Raw genomic sequence first — 992 nt, 5'->3', positions numbered from 1 at the left:
ACATACGCCTGCGGCCTTAGCCCTCCCGCAAACCCTATAGGGTCTGGGCTTAGGTACTGGCCACTGTCTGCATCGTAATAGCGATTAACGTTGTAGTAAAGGCCAGATTCGCGGTCTTCTATTTGCCCTTGGTAACGCAGGTCACAGTAGAGCTCATCATTCTGGGCGTTTTCTCTAAAACCATGATTAGGAAGTGTATTTTGCTGTTGATAATGGCCCCATAAGGCTTGTTCACCTTGCCAAACCACCTCACCATTTTCGCTGCACAGCTCCTGTGGCGTGCCTGCATGGTCAGTCACGATATAGTGTAGCTGAGACGCTTGGTCTGCCTTGTGCGTCACTTGCGCGAGTGGGCGGAAGCTCTCTGGCTCGTACAGGTACTCGATTTCCTGAATAACACTGCCATCGGCGGTCTTTTGGCTGTGCTGGACAATGTTTGCCCCATCCCACAAATACTCAGTGATTCGCTGGGTGCTCAAACACTCTTTTGCGATTCGCCTGCCTAATGGGTCATAACGGTAGCGGTACCGCCCACCATCGGGCAGTTCTATATGTGTGAGCCTGTCATCCCCATTCCAAACAAAACGGGTGGTTTTTGGGCGGAAGCCGTCTTGGTATTCGGTTTTCTCGACCACGCGACCACACCTATCGTAGTGATAACGGAATCGCCCCGTATCCAACACACGGCCCGCCTTATCGTATTGGCGAGATTGGCGTTTTACTCGTGCATCATCGAGCGAGACTACATTGCTATCACCATATTCAGTGGCAAAGCCTTGTTGGTTAAGGTTGAGTTCACTGTCGTAACCAAACAGGTGGACAAAGCGGTACTGACTGTCCCAACCCTTTTGCAGGCGTTCGGCTTGAACTTGGCCATTGGCGTTTAGACTGAATCTCGAATTACCGCGTTTGGCATCGTTAATGCCTACGAGCCTGTCTAGGGCATCGTACTGATACTGGCGTAAGCTATCACCATTTCTACCAAGCTGTTG

Annotated in this window: 1 protein-coding gene; it reads right to left on the bottom strand. The window is 51.1% G+C overall.

Features of this window, described 5'->3' with window-relative positions; genetic code table 11:
- Positions 1-992, bottom strand: a 992-nt coding sequence (locus AACR75_RS02860) for an RHS repeat domain-containing protein (protein ID WP_047691673.1), incomplete at both ends; no start/stop codon positions are given.

This window comes from Vibrio sp. ZOR0018, assembly GCF_963865925.1.
Lineage (GTDB): Bacteria > Pseudomonadota > Gammaproteobacteria > Enterobacterales > Vibrionaceae > Vibrio > Vibrio anguillarum.
This window is presented reverse-complemented; position numbering and strand designations above follow the sequence as displayed.